The sequence below is a fragment of the Nostoc mirabile CHAB5784 genome (genome assembly GCF_020829645.1).
Lineage (GTDB): Bacteria > Cyanobacteriota > Cyanobacteriia > Cyanobacteriales > Nostocaceae > Nostoc > Nostoc mirabile.
The window spans coordinates 117,098-136,102 of record NZ_JAIVFS010000003.1; the positions used below are offsets into that span (position 1 = coordinate 117,098).

Here is a 19,005-nt window from a genome sequence, read left to right on the forward strand (position 1 = left end):
TTATTATTCCTTAGTTTTTGCCCAATGACTAATGACCAATGACCAATGACTATCAGGCTGATTCCGGCTTCGGTAGTGAAGATGGATGTATTATCAGTTCAGCAGTTGATCGCTTCTCGACCATCTCCCGTGTTACTGTACAGCGTGTCACATCCTTACGGGATGGTAACTCGTACATTACATCTAACATCAATTCTTCGACAATGCCCCGTAGCGCTCTAGCACCAGTTTTACGGCGGTAGGCTTCTTGAGCGATCGCTCGTAAAGCATCTGGTTTAAAATCTAACTGGACATTATCCATCTTCAGCAGTTTTTGGTACTGCTTGACTAAGGCGCTGCGTGGTTGGGTGAGAATCGCCATCAGCGCTTCTTCATCTAGCGGATCTACTACTGCTACCATTGGCACGCGCCCAATAAATTCGGGAATCATGCCAAATTTTACTAGATCATCTGGTGCTAGATGGCGGAGAGTATCTGCTGCCCGTTTTTCCTTCGATTGGCCTTCTCCCGGTTGCACAAAGCCTATTGCTTTTTTGCCAACTCTCTGATCTACAACCTTTTCTAAGCCTACGAAAGCACCACCACAGACGAACAAAATATTACTTGTATCAATCTGAATACAGTCTTGATAGGGATGCTTGCGCCCTCCTTGGGGTGGTACATTGGCGATCGTTCCCTCTAACATTTTCAGCAAGGCTTGCTGCACACCTTCGCCAGAAACATCGCGGGTAATTGACGGGTTCTCACTCTTGCGAGCGATTTTGTCAATTTCATCAATGTAAATAATTCCTCGTTGCGCTTCCTCTATATCTAAATCTGCCACCTGCAACAGTCGCAGCAAGATATTTTCCACATCTTCTCCTACATACCCCGCTTCTGTCAGCGTCGTAGCATCAGCGACGGCAAAGGGTACATCCAGGATTTTCGCTAGGGTTTGCGCTAAGAGAGTTTTGCCGCAACCAGTCGGGCCAATTAACAAAATGTTGGACTTTTGCAATTCTACAGCATCATCCGCCCCACCTTTGCCAGTGGCTTTAGACTGAATCACCGCCAACCGCTTATAGTGATTGTAAACGGCTACTGACAGCACTTTTTTGGCTTCGTCTTGACCAATAACGTGTTCGTCTAGATACTTTTTAATCTCTCTTGGCTTGGGTATTTGATTAAACGAAATACTAGAAGATTGAGTCCGCCGTTTTTGAGGTGGTTCTGCTCTTGGTGCCGGTTGTGCTGCCGCACCATTGGTATCGAGTAACTCCTCGTCTAGTATTTCATTACACAAGTCAACGCATTCATCGCAGATGTAGACTCCCGGCCCCGCGATTAATTTACGCACCTGCTCTTGAGACTTGCCGCAAAATGAACATTTTAAATGGGAGTCGTACTTAGACATACCAGCCTCTTATTTCAGAATGGTGACGTTTTCCCCTGCTGTGGGAAGATTTTGCCTGGAAATGACCTGATCAATCAAACCGTAGTTCTTGGCTTCTTCTGCCGACATGAAAAAGTCGCGCTCAGTATCTGCTTCAATTCTTTCTATGGGTTGACCAGTATGATGAGCCATTAACTGATTCAACTTAGCCTTAATGTAAAGAATTTCTCTGGCTTGAATTTCAATGTCAATGGCTTGACCTTGAGCGCCACCAAGTGGTTGGTGAATCATAATCCGGGAGTCGGGCAGAGACATTCGCTTACCGGCTGCCCCTGCTGTCAACAAAAATGCCCCCATGCTCGCGGCTAATCCAAAACAGATGGTAACAACATCAGGGCGAATTTGTTGTATTGTATCATAGATTGCCATCCCTGCGTAGACCGAGCCACCGGGAGAATTAACATACAGTTGGATGTCTTTTTCTGAGTCTTCAGCGTCTAGGAATAACAACTGAGCCACAATTGAGTTGGCTACGGTATCGTCTATTGGCGTTCCCAAAAAGATAATCCGCTCTCGCAGCAGGCGGGAGTAGATGTCGAAAGCCCTTTCTCCCATGCCAGACTGTTCCACCACCATCGGCACGATGTTGCTAGGGCTGTTCAACTGGGAGTTAATGTTTATTCGACTTTGGTTGCTGATGGGGTTATTTCCCGACTGCGATACAAGCATACAAGCTTTCTTTGACGATAATTTAGGACAAATGTTTCAGCAGCAGATGCTGCCTTTTCGACGAATGGGATTTTTATCGGTACGTGTTAACCATTATGCCTCATATAATTTCCTCTCGTGTAACACAGTATCAAGCTCAGGCAATAACATGTGTCACAATTTGCTGAAAATTCCTTAATTCTTGAATTATTCTGCCTTTATCTCTGAGTTTTCAGGAGTTAAGAGTTATGGGGCATTGGGCATTGGGCATTGGTCATTTCTCCTCGTGCTCCCTGCTCCCTCTTAGCTTAGCCATTTCACCAGTACTTTAACTCAGAACTGGTGAATTCATGGCTGTGGGATTTTTAACGGTTCGCGGAAGTCCTCACCTTCAATGTACTCATAAGGTAGGGATTGTGAGCAGGTGATGTATATTTTGCTGTGCAAAATATATCTTGGATGTATAAGGAATCACCAATTTTTCGGGTATTATAGTTAGTATCTTGACCATCAATGCCACAAGCGAGAACCAAGCTAATAGGTATATGTTGCAAGAGGAAGATTTGAGTTTTGGGAACCAGGACTTCTGCCCTTGGAGGGAATGTCAGACCAATAGAACTACGGAGACAAGAGAGGCTATTCCCGATGAATTGGGAAGCCCCGTCCGTCTTACGGCGGGGTAGTTCACTTATCCTTCTGTGACTTCTGTTGAAGCTTCGATGGTTTCTTCCTCTGTCTGGGGTGCATCAGCATCTGATTCTGTGGCTTCTATTTCCTCTATGGGATTCAACGAGCCTTCGGGTACAAGTTCAACTGAGGAGTGTTCTAAGAGCCAATCGATGGTTTTTTCGGTTAATAGTTCGTTTTCCACGATTGAGCGCAGTTTATCTTCATCAACGTCTTGCTCCTCTGGGTACTGTTCCAAAAGTTCTGTGACTCTGGTTGCAATTTCTTCTGGTGTTACCTGGATAGATTCGCGTTTACCGACTTCACGCAATGACAAAGAGCGTTTGATGCGTTCAATTGCCTCAGTGCGCGATCGCTCCCGCAATTGAGGAATAATATCTTGAGTAAACAACTTCCTCACATCTAATCCCTGCTGAGACAGACGCATTGCTGTTTGCGTTAGCATTGCATCCACTTCTTGCTCAATCATGGTTGCTGGTAAGTCAACTTCTACGTGCTTGAGCAGTTCTGTTAACAACGCTTCCTGTTTATTTGTTTTTGTTTTGTCGTCCGCCTCTTTTTGATATTGCTCGACCAAAGAAGCGCGTAACTCCTCTAAGGTTTCAAAATCGCTGATTTCTTGGGCGAAATCGTCATTTACTTCTGGTAGTTCCTTTTCCTTGAGTTCTTTGAGCGTCACTGTGAAAGTTGCCGCTTTTCCAGCTAAATCTTCATTAGCATACGGGTCTGGGAACTGTGCCGCAATTTCTCTGGTTTGTTCCGGATTCATCCCCACTATTCCCGAAATAAAGCCTGGAATAAACTTATCTTCCTGCAACTCAACTTGAAAATCAGTTGCTTCGGCTCCGGGAATCGGTTCTGGTTCTGCTGTTTCGTCTTCGCCCTCGGCTTTGGAGAATACACCTTTAAAATCGACTACGGCAATATCGCCGATTTGGGCTGCACGTCCTTCCACAGGAATCAATGTCGCTAATTCTTGACGTTCCTTGTCAAGGGTAGCGTCCACTCGTTCTGGATCGTACTTGACTTCTTCAGCTTTAGCTTGTAAATCAGTGTACTGAACTAGATTCACTTCTGGTTCTACATCGACAGCAGCCGAAATCGTCAGGGGTTTTCCAGGTTCATAATTCTTAATTAAATCCTCAAAGGAGGAGCGCAATTGCGGCTGACCTATTGCCGGGATAGCTTCTTGTTTAACCGCTTGCTCAATGCCGTCTTGAATTAGTTCTTCCAGCGCTGCTGCCTTGATACGAGTTGTACCCAGCCGTTGTAGCAATATCGGCCGAGGCACCTTGCCTTTACGAAACCCAGGAATATTGGCAGTACTCGCTAAGTTTTTAATGACCTGTTCGTAAGTTTGCTTGGTAATTTCCGGCGTAATCTCTATTTCCAGGCCAATTTGGCTGGCGGGAAGTTTTTCCTGGGTAACTTTCATGCTTCGTCTCTAGTTTTCTGGTATTTTATACTCCAAGTACACACAAGATGCAATAATTGTTTGCGTTTATGGCTTGATGTGTCTTAAGGGAATGGGATGCCAAAAGGCTTTATGACATCCAAGGATGGATGTTTGTCCTGGAGCAAAGATCCAGTTTACTGCCAATCACCAAGGACTTGACATTTTACCCTCATAACAATTTAGTTAATGGGGGCATTGGGATTAGGCCAGAGGTGACAGGTGACAGGTGATAGGGAATAATCTGTACCCTGCAACCTGTACCCTGTAACCTATTCCCTTCTTCACTCCCTACTCCCTCTCAACTTAGGAATTAATTATTCAGTGGGCTAACGCCGTGATATCCTGGTTCTCAGCGACTGGTTAGTACTCCCAAGTTAAAGTTATAGTATTGAGTCTAGCTATTATTAAGTTGTGGTAGAACAGCGCATCTATTACCGAACCGTATAGCTCAGTTTTATGCTGTGCTGGTTTTATCCACTTCGATCATAGTATATTCATCATTTTAGTAAGCAACTTTGAAACTAAGACGTTCGTCGCATTAGCAAGTAAGATGCCTATGAAACGCCTAACGTGCAGATATCTCCAGTTTTCTGTTAAATGGCTATTTGTTGTATAATAATATATAGTTGAAATCGATGGAAAAATGGAATAGCCATTGTTGTCAAGTGCAACATAACTTAAATTATTAAATAACCAAGAAAATAAATGTATTAAATATTTATAAATCCACAGATTAGAGACTAAATTATAGAAAAATATAAATTTATTTAAAATGCATTTAGAAAGTGCGATCGCTATTTAAATATAAGTAAATCTTCAACTGTTCCAAATTGCAAAAAAACCTCTTAAAGGAGGAAGTGAATTTGTCTAAATCCTATCGTATAGCTATTCTGGGGGCGACTGGTGCCGTTGGTACAGAGTTGCTGGAATTATTAGAAATCCGTAATTTTCCAATTGCTGACTTAAAGTTATTGGCATCAGAGCGGAGTGTAGGGCGATCGCTGCGGTTTAAAGGGGAAAATATACCTATAGAGGCAGTGAGCGATCGCGCCTTTGAAAATGTGGATATAGTACTAGCTAGTGCAGGTGGTTCCACATCCAAAGCTTGGGCAGCAATAGCCGTCGAAAAGGGTGGAGTGGTAATTGATAACTCCAGTGCCTTTCGGATGAACCCGGAAGTTCCCTTAGTAGTGCCAGAGGTGAATCCACAAGCCGCAGCTAATCACCAAGGCATTATTGCTAACCCCAACTGCACAACAATTTTAATGGCAGTGGCAGTCTGGCCATTGCATAAAATTAAACCAGTGCAACGCATCGTAGCCGCAACCTACCAATCTGCTAGTGGTGCTGGTGCTAGAGCAATGGCAGAAGTCAAAAGGCAAACAAGCGCTATACTACAAGGACAGCCGCCAGTTGCTGAGGTATTGCCTTACCCACTGGCATTTAATTTATTCCCGCATAACTCACCATTAAACGATTTGGGTTATTGTGAGGAAGAAATGAAGATGGTCAACGAAACCCGAAAAATATTTGGTACGCAGCAAATCAGAATCACTGCGACCTGTATACGGGTTCCCGTACTCCGCGCCCATTCAGAAGCCATTAATTTAGAATTTGAGACTCCCTTTAGTGCAGAGGAAGCCAGAGAAATTTTAAATTCCTCCCCTGGAGTGAAGTTGGTAGAAGATTGGAAAACTAACTATTTTCCGATGCCAATTGAAGCAACTGGTAAAGACGAAGTTTTAGTAGGAAGAATTCGTCAAGATATTTCTCATGCCTGTGGCTTGGAATTATGGTTGTGTGGTGACCAAATTCGCAAAGGCGCAGCATTGAATGCAGTACAAATCGCCGAGTTGCTGGTAGAAAAAAATCTACTCAAACCTGCTAAAGCTTACGTTTCAAGCTAGTCATTAGTAAAAATAAACAACTAATGAAAAAGACCAAATGTGCAAATTACTGTTGAAAGAAATTTGCACATAGGTTATTACAATAGAAAACCACCAAGATATAAAAACATGGGTAATCAGGAGTGAAAAAAGGGTGGGAGATTTTGGCAATGTTTTAACCGCTATGATTACGCCGTTTAAAGCAGACGGTAGTGTAGATTATGATGTAGCGGCAGAACTGGCAGCACATCTAGCTAACAACGGAACAGATACATTGGTGGTGTGCGGCACAACTGGAGAATCCCCTACCCTAAGTTGGGATGAGGAATACCAGCTGTTTGTCGAGGTATTGCACTCCGTGGCAGGAAAAGCCAAGGTGATCGCAGGTTGTGGTTCAAATTCCACCAAAGAAGCGATCGCAGCCACCCAAAAAGCGTCTAAAATAGGAGTACATGGTTCCTTACAAGTTGTCCCTTATTACAACAAACCGCCACAAGCGGGATTGGAAGCTCACTTTCAGGCGATAGCACAAGCCTGTCCTGACCTTCCATTGTTGCTATATAATGTCCCCGGTCGTACCGGACAAAACCTTCAGCCAGAAACAGTTGCCCGGTTAGCTGAGGTTAGCAATATTGTCGGGATTAAAGAATCCACTGGTAGTATAGATCAGGCAAGCGAAATTCGTCGCTTGACACCAAAAGAATTCCACATCTATTCTGGTGATGATTACATGACTTTGCCCTTGTTAGCGATCGGGGCAAAGGGTGTGGTAAGTGTGGCTTCTCATCTGGTAGGAAACCAACTACAGCAGATGATTCAAGCTTTTAGTGCGGGGAAAATTAAGGTAGCTAGCGACATTCATCTCCAACTCTTCCCGTTGTTTAAAGCTTTATTTATCACTTCAAATCCCATTCCAGTGAAAAAAGCACTGAAACTTCAAGGTTGGGAGGTTGGTTCAACTCGTCCACCGCTATGTGAAGCTGATTTAGAAGTAAGTCAAAAGTTAGAAGCGGTTCTGAAAGAACTTAGTTTAATTTAGCCACCATCTGGTTAAGGGCTGTTAATCTGCTGCTTTCTAAAGATACATATAAACAATGTTCATAATTGTTCATAAGTTGCAATTTAAAAATCTGTGTTAGGACTGATAGACATACTATAAATTCTTCAGTGTACAGTCGATTTTATTGAATAAAAAATTGAAATCTTCAATTAAAACTTGATTGCTTTGGGACTGAATTAAGAGACAAATGATGTTGTCTTAAATATAAGTTCGTTAACTATCAACTAAATTAACCACAAGTAACAATCTAAGGAGAAAATGGCTAAAAACGAAGCTAATAATTCCGCCTTGAAAATTATTCCTTTGGGCGGTTTGCACGAAATTGGGAAAAATACCTGTCTTTTTGAGTATGATGATGAAATTATCCTGTTAGATGCAGGATTGGCTTTTCCCACAGAGGCGATGCATGGAGTAAATATTGTTCTGCCAGATACGACCTATCTGCGGGAAAATCGTCACAAAATTAAAGGGATGATCGTTACTCACGGTCATGAAGACCATATTGGCGGGATTGCTTTTCATCTCAAGCAATTTGATATCCCGGTGATTTATGGGCCCAGACTAGCAATGGCAATGCTAGAGGGTAAATTAGAAGAAGCAGGAGTGCGCGATCGCACAGAAATTAGAACAGTTCTACCACGCGATGTGGTACGGATTGGCAAAAACTTTTTAGTTGAATATATCCGCAACACCCACTCCATTGCTGATAGTTTCACTGTTGCCATTCATACTCCCCTTGGTGTAGTCATTCACACAGGGGATTTTAAAATTGACCATACCCCAGTGGATGGTGAAAAGTTTGACTTGCAACGGTTAGCAGAACATGGTGAAAAAGGCGTTCTTTGCCTGCTAAGTGATTCCACTAACGCAGAAGTGCCAGGATTTACACCTTCCGAACGTTCAGTTTATCCCAATCTGGAGAGAGTATTTAGTCAAGCCACTGGGCGATTATTTGTCACTACCTTTGCTTCTAGCGTCCATCGCATCAACATGATTTTGGATATCGCCAAGAAGCAAAACCGTGTAGTGACGATTGTGGGGCGTTCGATGCTGAACTTGATTGCTCATGCCCGTAATTTAGGTTACATCAAGTGTGAAGATAATCTGCTGCAACCATTGCACGCAGTCCGCAATCTACCGGATGAGAAAGTACTAATTTTAACTACAGGTTCTCAGGGTGAAACGATGGCAGCAATGACCCGCATTGCCAACAAAGAACATCCTCACATTAAAATCCGCCAAGGAGATACGGTAGTATTCTCTGCTAACCCAATTCCTGGAAATACGATCGCAGTAGTCAACACCATTGATAAATTGATGATTCAAGGTGCGAAAGTGGTCTATGGGCGGGATAAAGGGATTCACGTCTCTGGTCACGGCTGTCAGGAAGAACAAAAGCTGATGATTGCCTTAACTCGACCCAAGTTCTTTGTGCCATTTCACGGCGAACATCGGATGTTAGTGAAGCACGCAGAAACGGCTCAGAGTATGGGCATTCCCGCAGAAAACATGATCATTATTCAGAATGGTGATATTGTCGAACTGACTGAAGATGCTATTCGCGTCGCTGGTAAAGTGCCATCTGGTATCGAATTGGTGGATACTACTAGTTCGGGTATGGTAAGTGCCAAAGTGCTGCAAGAACGGCAACGTATGGCTTCAGAAGGCATTATTACGATCGCAGCTGCCATTGATTGGAATGGTAAACTGTTGGCAAAACCAGAAGTTCACCTACGGGGTGTAGTTACAAGTGTAGAGCGATCGCTGCTACAAACCTGGGTCAAACAACGGATTGAAGAAATTCTAACTGTGCGCTGGTCAGAATTTGCTCCTGGGGAAGCAGCAGATATAGACTGGGGTGGATTGCAAGGTACTTTAGAACGAGAATTGCAACGTTCCATCCGTCGGGAATTGCAATGTCAGCCATCTGTGACTTTGTTGATGCAAATCCCTGATGAGCCACCCGTGAAAGTTGCTGATGGTAGAAGACGGCGGACTCGGACTGCTGCTCAGGTAGCATCATAGAGAATTTAAGATAAAAATCTCACGTAAAAACGCACAGACGCAGAGTTTTTCTAACGTCTTTGCGCTTTGGCGTGAGATATAGTCTTTTATTATGGGTATAGAAATCACAGTAAATAGTACTTGCCTATAGTTAGTTCTTGGAGGCGATCACTATGACTAAAACACCAATAAAAATTAGTACTCTTGAGGAATACATCAATTTTGATGATGGCATGATATTTGTGTGATTACCAACGAACAGGCAAAAAGTATTGAGAGTACTTCGGCTATCCTTAAAACTGCTCCACCCCTTTTAGTTGAAGTGGTAAGCCCTGAAACTATTGACCGGGACTATAATCAAAAAACCTCTGAGTATGCAGCTATGGGTGTGGTCGAGTATTGGATTGTTGACCCCTTAAAAAATAAGGTGACAGTGTGTTTGCTAGACAATGGTAGTTATAAGCAAACTGTGTTTACTGGAAACCAGCAGATTATTTCTCAAACATTCGCAGAACTAACCCTGACAGCCCAGCAGGTGTTTTCAGCTTAGGGTTGTTGCTACATATCCTCAATGAACCCAGAGGTATACTAAAACTAAAGTACACACTGTTAGTGGCGCTCCAAACCTTAGATGTTCCCAAAAAGTTAGCTTGTAACCTAAATCAGTAGCAGCTTCTACAACTATCAAGTTGGCGACGGAACCAAACAAAGTTAAATTACCAGCCAAAGTTGATCCGGCTGCCAACAATAGCCAATACTTAGTGTCACCTGGAGGAACCAGGGGATGCAGCAGAAGTACAGCAGGCACATTAGAAATTAAGTTAGATAAAACAACAGTTACACCCAAAAAACTCGCAGCAGAGTTGATTGCATGGGTAAATGGCTGGAGCAAATTCAACTTTTGTGTGACTCGCGTCAGGATAAACAATCCAGAAAACATTACCAACAGGTTCCAATCGACCTTTTGCAAAATGCGTTGGGCTTTAATCCGCCGAGTGATTAGCAACAAGCTAGCAGCAACTAAAGCAGACTCCGCTAAGGGTAAGCCGATAGTAAATGCAATCAGCAGACCGATTGTGATGATTAATGTTTTATTAAATAAAGGTTTAAAAATCCGTTGGTTGCCAACTGTTACCTGTTGGCAAGGTTTAACTGAGCGCACATCTGGGTAAAATAGCCACAGTAATATTACCTGAATTACCAAGCCTACTAGGGCAACTGGGGCCAATACACGCAAAAAATCTAGATAGGAGATGCCTGAAAAGGAGCCAATCAAGATATTTTGGGGATTACCGCTCAAAGTTGCTACCGAGCCTATATTAGTTGCACCTGCGATCGCTAGTAAATAAGGAATCGGATTTAAGCCCAAAGCTTGAGTCAGGCTTAAAGTTAAGGGTGTGAAAATCAACGCTATAGTGTCATTGAGAAAAAAGGCGGAGAGAATACCACTACCAAAAGTTAAAGCAATCAACAAACCTAGAGGGCTGCGAGTGATAATCAATATCACTGATAGCGATCGCCTAAAAAACCCTGCATAGGATAGATTGGCATTAACTACCATCATGCTCAAGAGAAATACGATGGTATTGACATCAATGGCCTGCCATGCTTCCTGTAAATTCAGAACACCTAAAGCAATTAAAAAGGCAGAACCGACCAAAGCGATGGTGGCACGGTTCATGCGTAAACCAGGAATGTATCCCAATGCTAACCCCAGATAAGTTAGCCCTAAGACGCTGTAGATTGCTAATTGGAGAAAAACCACTTTCTTTAGTGAGACTTTGCGACAACTGATGTTTCATGACTAGCCGCTCTGCATCTACTGATAAAGCCAACCCACCTGGCTTTCAGCCGCAGCAACATCTACAATCTTCAGCCAGTAATGAACTGGACACACTTACGTGAGAAAGTGGGAACACGGAGAGGAAAAATGCCTTCTAGGGTATTACTGATGTTTATACTTAGCAAAAATTCTTTGAGAAAGACCTTATATTAAGTTCTGTAAATGTTACACTAAAACCTATCCAATGACGGATGTCTTTATTAAAATCTAAACTACATCAAGTTATGAACAAGATCGTAATATTACACTACCGATCCCCAGAAAATTGCGATTAACTTGACGTAGTAATAAATTAGGTTCTGACTTAAGTGGCTAATCAGGTATTACATTATATCGCAGTCAGAACGCGATTTTTCCGGGAAAGTTCGTTGCCACGTTGTATATATTCATCAAAAAGATGACTAGCCTCAATAACACAGAGGATTAACCATGAAGGTATTCGACAATACCACTAAAAAGATTTTTCTGGCAAGCTGGGTATCAATCAATCAAGCAGAAACTAGTGACCATACATTAACCCAGCTAAACCCTTCTGTTTCTAAGCCTTACTGGAATATTCTCCACCCCCTACGGCAGCGTGTAGAAAACATTCAAGTCCGCGATCGCCAACTAGCTCACCGTTTGTGCAAGCTGATTCCATCTCAGTGTCCCTTTGAGCGAGATGTCAAATTATTTGGGAAAACCTTGTTTCACATTCCGCCCATGTGCAAGCTCAACCCCTTATATGAAGAAGTGGTTGGTTTACGTTTCCGAGCAATGTGCTATCTAGCCGACGAATGTGGCGAAGATGTATCGCAGTACTGCTGAGTAGTGAGGGACAAGTTATGAGTGAGGAGTGAGGAATTAAAACTCCAAACTCCCTACTCCCCACTCCCTACTCCCCACTCCTAACTATTTTTTTTGCCATTTTTGGATGGCATCCTGAGCATCTTCGTAAGCGCCTGTCTCCTCTGGCACTAAAGCAGCCGTAGCAATTGCGGTATTAAGTTCTCCTTCGGTGGCGCGACGCTTGGCCAGGTCTAAAATTTTCTCACTCCATTTATTGATCGATTTTTGGGCAGTATCGAAGCCAGGTTGACCCGGTGGTACTTTCTTAGCAACTTCGATCGCACGATTGTAGGTAGATGCCTGTCCAGACTTAATTAAGGCATTAGCTGCATCTAAAAGAGTTTTGTTACTTACATACTGCTTGCCCTCTAACCGCCACAGGTTAATTGCTGCTTGTGCTTTCGCATAAGGAGCTTCATCTTTGCTGATTAATCGAGCAGCAGCAATAGCGCTAGCATACTGTCTTTGTTTAGCACGTCCCTCTGCTAAATCTAAAATCATCTGACTCCAAATCTTAATATTCTCCTGAGCTTGATCGTAGAGTGGTTCACCGGGTTGAATTTTCCGGGCTGTTGCGATCGCCATGCTCAAATCGCTAGCCTGAGTTTGTCTGAGCGACATTTTCGCCAGGTCTAGTACTGCTTGATTGCGATTTTTTGACTCGAAACTAGAAGTTATTTGGGCACTAGATTGATTTTTAAGTCTAACTGGTGGAGTGCGTAGGCGTAGCCCGTCGTAGACATCGCTTGGTAAATTCTCGATAACCTGGCGATCGCTAGCAGTAGCATTGGGTGATGTGCTTGATATTTGCTTAATTTTAAAAGTCTCTTGATTACGGAGAAAAACTACGGCGATTAAACCTGCTACCAGCAAGCTGCCTCCGCCCCATAAAATAAACTGTTTCCAAAAAGGGATACTTGGCTGATTCGATGGCAATCGAGAGACGTAACCTTTAGAGGAATTGGGGATAAATCTTCCCTTCGGATTCACTCCTAAAGAAGTTTCCGCCATTGGCTGGGAAACTAGGCCTGTAGCTGACTCCTGGACTTGTTGATCTTTAGATTTTTCGACCTTGTTAGCCTGGGAGGAGTTCACAGTAGCTTCTCCCCATCTGCGCCGTTCTGCTGAAGTTTTAGGGTAATCGTCGAGGGGAGGAGCCGCAAGAGCAACAGCAAAGGATTCTTCGGGATAAATCACCGGTTCTGCTTGCAAGTCGCTTTCCATTGCCAATTTTGGCAAGATTACCTGCTGCCTTGATGGGATGATAGTGGCAGGGTTTTGGACAGGACGCCAGTGGTGGTGACATAATTTTGGCATGATCAGGCTTAGGTAGCTTTCTAAATCTGCCAAGTTGCTGCCATTACCAGAACGCAAAGCTTCTAACAAAGCTGCTGTAAAGAATCCGTGACCTAGTTCGCTACTTTCATGGGAAAATTGCTCTGGTTGACAAGAAAGAATTGTCGCGAGTTGTAGTTCTTGGGCTAATTCTATTGTTTCTTCGCCAACCGGAGCATCCGCTTGAGTACCAAAAGCGCGGTTGATATCGAGTAGTAACAATACATTTAGATCGGCAAGTTGCAGACTTTGCATTAGCGATCGCAATTCTATGCCAGTCTCTTGCACCATTTCGGGGTTGCCTTCTGCTGGCATTAAGTAATCTTTGTCCTTGTAGTTGACCCCATAACCGCTAAAAAATAACCACAGATAATCTTCTGGTTGCCAACTTGTCGCTGCCAAATCCTCAAGCAGCAGCAAAATATTTTCTTTAGTCGGATAAGTTGATCTATCCCCAATCGGTGGGGAGGTATCCGTCATTAACAGGCAGTGTTTGGGGAGAAAACCTGCATCTGTCACCAAAAAATCCTCTAGTGCCTCAGCATCCGCTTGGGCACAACTTAAAGGTTGAAATAACTGATATTGATTGATGCCAATCGCGATCGCCCAGTAATTTGCCATCCCGCTATTTGTCAGTTATTGTTTGCTGGTCTTAAAATTGCGGTTGGCTTTGCCAAAAAAACAAAGCTAACCGATGTCTTATAGTCTAGGTGATTCTGATCGAATCTTAAGTTAAAATGTAATTTTTATTACGTTTATAAGTCGGAAAATACCTTTTACCTAATTTCAATAACAGATCATCACTAAGGAGATAGAAGGTCATGAGCAAGATTTCTGCTCACCTACCATCATCGATCACTCCCTTTTCATTTATTAGCCAAATTGCCGGAAGAATCCGGATAGTTCCTTTATTAGTTTTGCTCATATCTACTGTTCCTGCGTGGTTTTTGACGGAAGCGATCGCACCTCAGGTTGTGCGAGCTTACACCGCTAGAGTTGATCTAGCTATTGACCGCCTGCCAGATGAAAACTATGAAACCGTTCTCAGGAGAGCCGAAGCAGCCGCTAGAGCATCTGCTCAACGGAGTTTCGACCAAGATATCTTGGTGACAGATGTTTCAATCATTGTGTCCGTACAAAATTATGGAGCGATCGCACCAGTTATGACATTAGAAGTCAGTCGTCCCCAATGGCGATCGCGTCCCGATGCTCAAAATTGGGCGACTTACTTCAAAACTTCGCGATCGCTACTTTTCTTTGAAAATAGCCAGGACTTACCCAAAAAATAGCCGAAACCCTTATTTTCAGTAGGGGCAATTCATGTAGACGCTTTGCGGTGAGGGGGTCGCAGTCTTCTCCCAAGGGGAGACGCTAAAAGCGATAGCGTAGCGTTAGCGAGTCCGCGAGCGTCTGGCGGTTCCCGTCGTTAGCGCAGCGTAAAGCCTTCTCTTCTTAGGCTGCGCCAACGGCATGGCAACGCTATGAGCGAGTCTTCTCCCAAGGGGAGACGCTTTAGCGCAACGAGCGTCTTGTGATCGCTACGCGTTAGCGACGCAGGAGCGTCACCCCCGAACCCGGAGGGCTTAAGGCAGGGTATTGCCCTTACGTTGTCCTTCGCGTCAGTGGATGGCCTAGAATAAGAAGGTTGTCAAGAATCGCGATATCTGCTGACATGGCTGTTCCTAAGAAGAAAACTTCAAAATCAAAACGAGATAAACGTCGAGCTACCTGGAGGCATAAAGCCGTCGTCGAAGCTCAAAAAGCCCTTTCTCTGGGCAAATCAATTTTGACTGGACGTTCTACATTTGTATATCCAGCTGCTGAAGAAGAGGAAGAAGAATCTTAACAATTCAAAATTCAAAATTCAAAATGAAAGACATTTTCAGACGGGGGTTTAAACCCCGACTGAAACTCACAAGCTCATTAGATCAAAAAAATTGGTAGTGAGTAATTGGGAATATCCATTACCCATTACCGATCATTCATGAGTAACGATCAAGTAATCATATAAAGATTGAAGAAGAAGTCAGAAGCGGAGCCGGAGACGTTTCCGTTGTTCCGGTCAAAATCAAGACGCTCTCTTCGAGACGCTGCGCTATCAAAATACCCAACTGAATTCTGGCGACTGACGCATGTATTCTGTTTTGGTAAAACATCTGGTGCTGTTGGCAACTCAGCAAAAAAGTTTGTGAATATCTTGAGAAAACTTATTTTTCTCCAACTATGCTAGGAAAATTTTTTCAGAAACCAGGGAAGGAAGAGGGAGAACGCGTTCCTCCTGGTCAACACTTAGCTAAAGGTTTCCCCGTATTAACTTACGGTGCAACTCCCCAAGTCAGCATTGAAGAATGGGAATTTCGAGTTTGGGGTTTGGCAAAACCTGCTACCTTTAGTTGGTCAGACTTTATGGCGCTACCTCAACACGAATTCACAGCAGATTTCCACTGTGTAACGCGCTGGTCTAAACTGGATGTCAAATGGACTGGCATAAAAGTTACGGATTTCATGGGTCTGATTGAACTAGACCCTAAAGTAGCCCACATTATGGAACACTGCTACGGCGGCTACACTACCAATATTTCTATAGAAGATTTTATGCGCGAAGAAAACTTCTTTGCTTTTAAAGTCTTTGGTGAAGCCCTTCCATCTGAACACGGTGGCCCGATGCGGCTAGTTGTTCCCCATCTCTACGCTTGGAAAAGTGCTAAGTGGATTAATGGTTTGGAATTTTTAGCTGCTGAAGAACTTGGTTTTTGGGAGCGTAATGGCTACCACCGCCGTGGTGAACCTTGGGCTGAGGAGCGTTACAGCAACGCTTTTGGGTTTTAAGAGTTAGAAGTTAGGAGAGACGCGATTAATCGCGTCTGTACAGGAGTTAAGAGTTAAAAATTCATAACTAATAACTCATAACTCATAACTTTTAACCCAGAAGCTTCTTTATTAGAGGCAATTTGCCCTGATATGGAGCGTATCGCCATTTTAAATCGAGCCAGAATGAGTTTTGCAATACACTTTTGTTATGGGAAAATGTATCAAAACTAGCTTTGCCGTGATAGTTGCCAATACCGCTATCTCCCACGCCACCAAATGGCAAAGACGAAACACCAACCTGCATCACTGTGTCATTGATACAAACTCCGCCAGAGGAAGTTTCCTGCAAAACTTGATTTTGTAGGTTTTTGTTTTGAGAAAATAAGTATAACGCCAAAGGTTTGGGTCTAGAGTTAATCAAAGCGATCGCTTCTGCAATGTCAGTATATTCAATGATGGGTAGTATCGGGCCAAAAATTTCTTCCTGCATTACAGAATCTTCTAAGGAGACATTATCAACCACTGTGGGGGCGATATAACGCTCTGAAGGTTGAGTTTCTCCACCAATGAGAACTTCACCATCTTTGAGAAAGTTAACCAACCTATCAAAGTGTTTTTCACTGATAATTCTGGCATAATCAGGACTGTTTGCTGGATTATCGCCATAAAATTCTTTTACGCATTTTCCCAGCCCATTTATTAAATCTTTTTTGATTGTTTTATTAACTAAAAGGTAGTCAGGGGCGATACATGTTTGTCCAGCATTAATAAATTTGCCCCAAGTAATTCGTCTGATAGTGTGTTCAAGATTAATGTCACTATCTACGATACAAGGACTTTTACCACCCAATTCTAAAGTAACTGGTGTGAGATATTTTGCTGCTGCTGCCATAATAATTTTGCCGACGGCTGTGCCACCAGTAAAAAAGATATGATCAAACTTTTCTGCAAGTAGTTTTTGACTTGCTTCAACACCTCCTTCAACCACTGCGATATAAGCAGGGTCAAAATGTTTGGCAATAATCTTAGCAATGACATCAGACGTATGAGAAGCAATTTCTGAAGGTTTGATAATTGCACAATTCCCGGCTGCGATCGCACCTATTAACGGTGAGATAATTAAGTTAAATGGATAGTTCCAAGGCCCGATAATTAAGACAACCCCTAGCGGTTCTGGATAAATTTTAGCTGAGTAGGAAAAAAAATCAAAGGAAACGGCTGCTTTTTTGGGCTTAGTCCAGGTTTTAAGATGTTTTATGGCGTAATCAATTTCCTTAATTACACTGATTTCTGTAATGTAAGTCTCCACTTCTGGTTTATGTAAATCCGCTTGTAATGCCTGAATTATTGCCTGGTCATGCTCAATGATTGCTTGCTTGAGAGTTTTGAGTTGTTCAATGCGAAAAGTGACATCTTTAGTTTTGCCAGTTTGAAAAAACTCACGCTGATTCTGGATAATATCGCCAACGTTAGATAATTCAGTGGTAATCATTGTTTTGTCTCTTAAAAAACTATTTATTTAATGTTAACTATGTTATGTAAGCATATTTGATTCGTCAATTTTTAGTAGTTGACTTTCTAGTTGAAACCTTTACTTTAAATTATTGGTAGAGAGTAGTAAAGTTATAAATTAGGAATTATCAGGGTAAAAAATTCGATAATTAATAATTTATAATTGTTAATTTTCTCATGTTGTGGTGGGTAGAAGGACAATAAATACACTACCTTTGCCCAAGTCTGAATTAAGCAGAATAATGCCTTGATGTGCCTCGACAATTCGGCGAGCAAGGTACAGTCCTAAGCCACTACCAGAAGTTTTGTGGCTGCCTTGGCGAAATCGTTCAAATATGGTGGCTTGTTCTTCAGGAGGAATACCTGGGCCAGTATCTGCTATCTCAATACTAATATATTCAACGGAATTAGATTTTCCTGAGAACTGAGATTGACTATTTTTATTAAACTGACGTTGAGAAGTTAAACGAATAGTCACAGACCCAGAGTCGGTAAATTTGATTGCATTCCCTATAAGATTGGTGAATAGACGATGTAATTCTAAGCGATCGCCCATCACTGTGTTTGTACTTGACTCCTCAGTAAAGTCCAAATTTAGGGACAGTGCTTTGTCTTGAGCTAGAGGTGCTAATTCTCCAGTCACCTCCTCTAGCAATTGGCCCAGATTAACTGGTTGAAACGCCAAACTTTTGCGACCTGCTTCAAAGCGATAAACTTCTAATAAGGTATTGACCATAGAAAGCAGGTTGATATTGCTACGCGCCATGATGGCGATTACTTCCTGCATTTGCGGTGATAATGTTCCCAACGCTCCTTGCTGAAATAGCATCAACATGCGATCGGCGGCTACCAAGGGAGTGCGTAAATCGTGGGTGAGGCGGGAGACAAAATCTTCTCGCTGACGGGCAATTTCATCACGTTCATCCATACTATGCTTTAAGCGCAGGAGCGATCGCACTCGTGCCAGCAATTCATCTACTGTTACAGGTTTGCGGATAAAATCATCAGCACCCAAGTCTAATCCGTGGGCGACATTGGGTGCATCGTGTGCAGTAATCAGCAATATGGGGATGTATTGCGGCAACTTCATCTCTCCACGAATGTGCTTGGTGACTTCGTACCCATCCATATCTGGCATCATCAGATCCAGTAGAACCAAGTCACAAGGAGATGCTTTCAATTCTGCCAAGGCCGAAATTCCATTTTCTGCGGTGCTAATGGTGTAACCTTCTTCCTCCAAAATAGTTTTGATCAAAAACACGTTATCAGGAGAGTCATCAACAACCAGAATTTTGTCAGAGCGAGAAGATTGTGAAGTCATATAGATGCAAGGTATGGGTAAAAGTAAATTTTTAGGGAAACTGGTTTATTGGTATAGTTTTTTAGATAGTACTTTTAGGTAAACTCCCTCCGAAAAAAATTGTTTACCAAGAAATTTATATAAATGTGTTTTAAAAACTACTTTACTTACCTTTTTAACAGATAGCCACAAGCTAATTGAAT

Annotated in this window: 15 protein-coding genes; 8 read left to right on the forward strand and 7 right to left on the reverse strand. The window is 42.8% G+C overall.

What is annotated here, in order from left to right; genetic code table 11:
- Positions 1-52: 52 nt before the first annotated feature.
- From clpX to tig, 3 genes are all read right to left on the reverse strand, one after another.
- Positions 53-1,393 carry an ATP-dependent protease ATP-binding subunit ClpX gene (gene clpX, locus LC653_RS03840; protein WP_229492673.1) on the reverse strand — a complete coding sequence of 447 codons (1,341 nt, stop codon included), beginning with the start codon at positions 1,391-1,393 and terminating at the stop codon, positions 53-55.
- Positions 1,394-1,402: 9 nt separating this feature from the next.
- Complete coding sequence (gene clpP, locus LC653_RS03845; RefSeq protein WP_229492674.1) at positions 1,403-2,101, reverse strand: ATP-dependent Clp endopeptidase proteolytic subunit ClpP; 699 nt, start codon at positions 2,099-2,101, stop codon at positions 1,403-1,405.
- A 667-nt stretch (positions 2,102-2,768) separates the two neighbouring features.
- On the reverse strand, positions 2,769-4,202 hold the full coding sequence (gene tig, locus LC653_RS03850) for a trigger factor (RefSeq protein ID WP_229492675.1): 1,434 nt from the start codon (positions 4,200-4,202) through the stop codon (positions 2,769-2,771).
- 884 nt (positions 4,203-5,086) lie between these two features.
- Here tig and LC653_RS03855 point away from each other — a divergent pair.
- The 4 genes from LC653_RS03855 (at position 5,087) to LC653_RS03870 (ending at position 9,723) form a co-directional block, all read left to right on the forward strand.
- The gene (locus LC653_RS03855) at positions 5,087-6,130 is read left to right on the forward strand and encodes an aspartate-semialdehyde dehydrogenase (protein WP_229492676.1); all 1,044 of its coding nucleotides are present in this window, start codon (positions 5,087-5,089) and stop codon (positions 6,128-6,130) included.
- A 133-nt stretch (positions 6,131-6,263) separates the two neighbouring features.
- A complete protein-coding gene (dapA, locus tag LC653_RS03860) occupies positions 6,264-7,148 on the forward strand; it encodes a 4-hydroxy-tetrahydrodipicolinate synthase (RefSeq protein ID WP_229492677.1) in 885 nt (294 codons plus the stop codon).
- Positions 7,149-7,427: 279 nt separating this feature from the next.
- A complete protein-coding gene (locus tag LC653_RS03865; RefSeq protein WP_229492678.1) occupies positions 7,428-9,194 on the forward strand; it encodes a ribonuclease J in 1,767 nt (588 codons plus the stop codon).
- 223 nt (positions 9,195-9,417) lie between these two features.
- The gene (locus tag LC653_RS03870; protein ID WP_229492679.1) at positions 9,418-9,723 is read left to right on the forward strand and encodes a Uma2 family endonuclease; all 306 of its coding nucleotides are present in this window, start codon (positions 9,418-9,420) and stop codon (positions 9,721-9,723) included.
- 18 nt (positions 9,724-9,741) lie between these two features.
- Here LC653_RS03870 and LC653_RS03875 read toward each other — a convergent pair whose 3' ends face one another.
- On the reverse strand, positions 9,742-10,938 hold the full coding sequence (locus tag LC653_RS03875) for an anion transporter (protein WP_229492680.1): 1,197 nt from the start codon (positions 10,936-10,938) through the stop codon (positions 9,742-9,744).
- A 507-nt stretch (positions 10,939-11,445) separates the two neighbouring features.
- On the opposite strand from LC653_RS03875, the gene LC653_RS03880 reads away from it, so the two are divergent.
- On the forward strand, positions 11,446-11,823 hold the full coding sequence (locus LC653_RS03880; protein ID WP_229492681.1) for a Mo-dependent nitrogenase C-terminal domain-containing protein: 378 nt from the start codon (positions 11,446-11,448) through the stop codon (positions 11,821-11,823).
- An 84-nt stretch (positions 11,824-11,907) separates the two neighbouring features.
- Here the strand turns inward: LC653_RS03880 and LC653_RS03885 are convergent, their stop codons facing one another.
- On the reverse strand, positions 11,908-13,800 hold the full coding sequence (locus LC653_RS03885) for a caspase family protein (RefSeq protein WP_229492682.1): 1,893 nt from the start codon (positions 13,798-13,800) through the stop codon (positions 11,908-11,910).
- 200 nt (positions 13,801-14,000) lie between these two features.
- On the opposite strand from LC653_RS03885, the gene LC653_RS03890 reads away from it, so the two are divergent.
- From LC653_RS03890 to LC653_RS03900, 3 genes are all read left to right on the forward strand, one after another.
- On the forward strand, positions 14,001-14,468 hold the full coding sequence (locus tag LC653_RS03890) for a hypothetical protein (protein WP_229492683.1): 468 nt from the start codon (positions 14,001-14,003) through the stop codon (positions 14,466-14,468).
- A gap of 383 nt (positions 14,469-14,851) precedes the next feature.
- The gene (gene rpmF, locus LC653_RS03895; RefSeq protein WP_094328804.1) at positions 14,852-15,025 is read left to right on the forward strand and encodes a 50S ribosomal protein L32; all 174 of its coding nucleotides are present in this window, start codon (positions 14,852-14,854) and stop codon (positions 15,023-15,025) included.
- Positions 15,026-15,402: 377 nt separating this feature from the next.
- A complete protein-coding gene (locus tag LC653_RS03900) occupies positions 15,403-16,008 on the forward strand; it encodes a sulfite oxidase-like oxidoreductase (protein ID WP_229492684.1) in 606 nt (201 codons plus the stop codon).
- Between the two features lie 91 nt (positions 16,009-16,099).
- Here LC653_RS03900 and LC653_RS03905 read toward each other — a convergent pair whose 3' ends face one another.
- Both LC653_RS03905 and LC653_RS03910 read right to left on the reverse strand, forming a co-directional pair.
- Complete coding sequence (locus LC653_RS03905) at positions 16,100-17,482, reverse strand: aldehyde dehydrogenase (RefSeq protein WP_229492685.1); 1,383 nt, start codon at positions 17,480-17,482, stop codon at positions 16,100-16,102.
- Positions 17,483-17,677: 195 nt separating this feature from the next.
- Entirely contained in the window at positions 17,678-18,823 is a 1,146-nt protein-coding gene (locus LC653_RS03910; protein WP_229492686.1) for a hybrid sensor histidine kinase/response regulator, read from the reverse strand.
- Between the last annotated feature and the right edge of the window lie 182 nt (positions 18,824-19,005).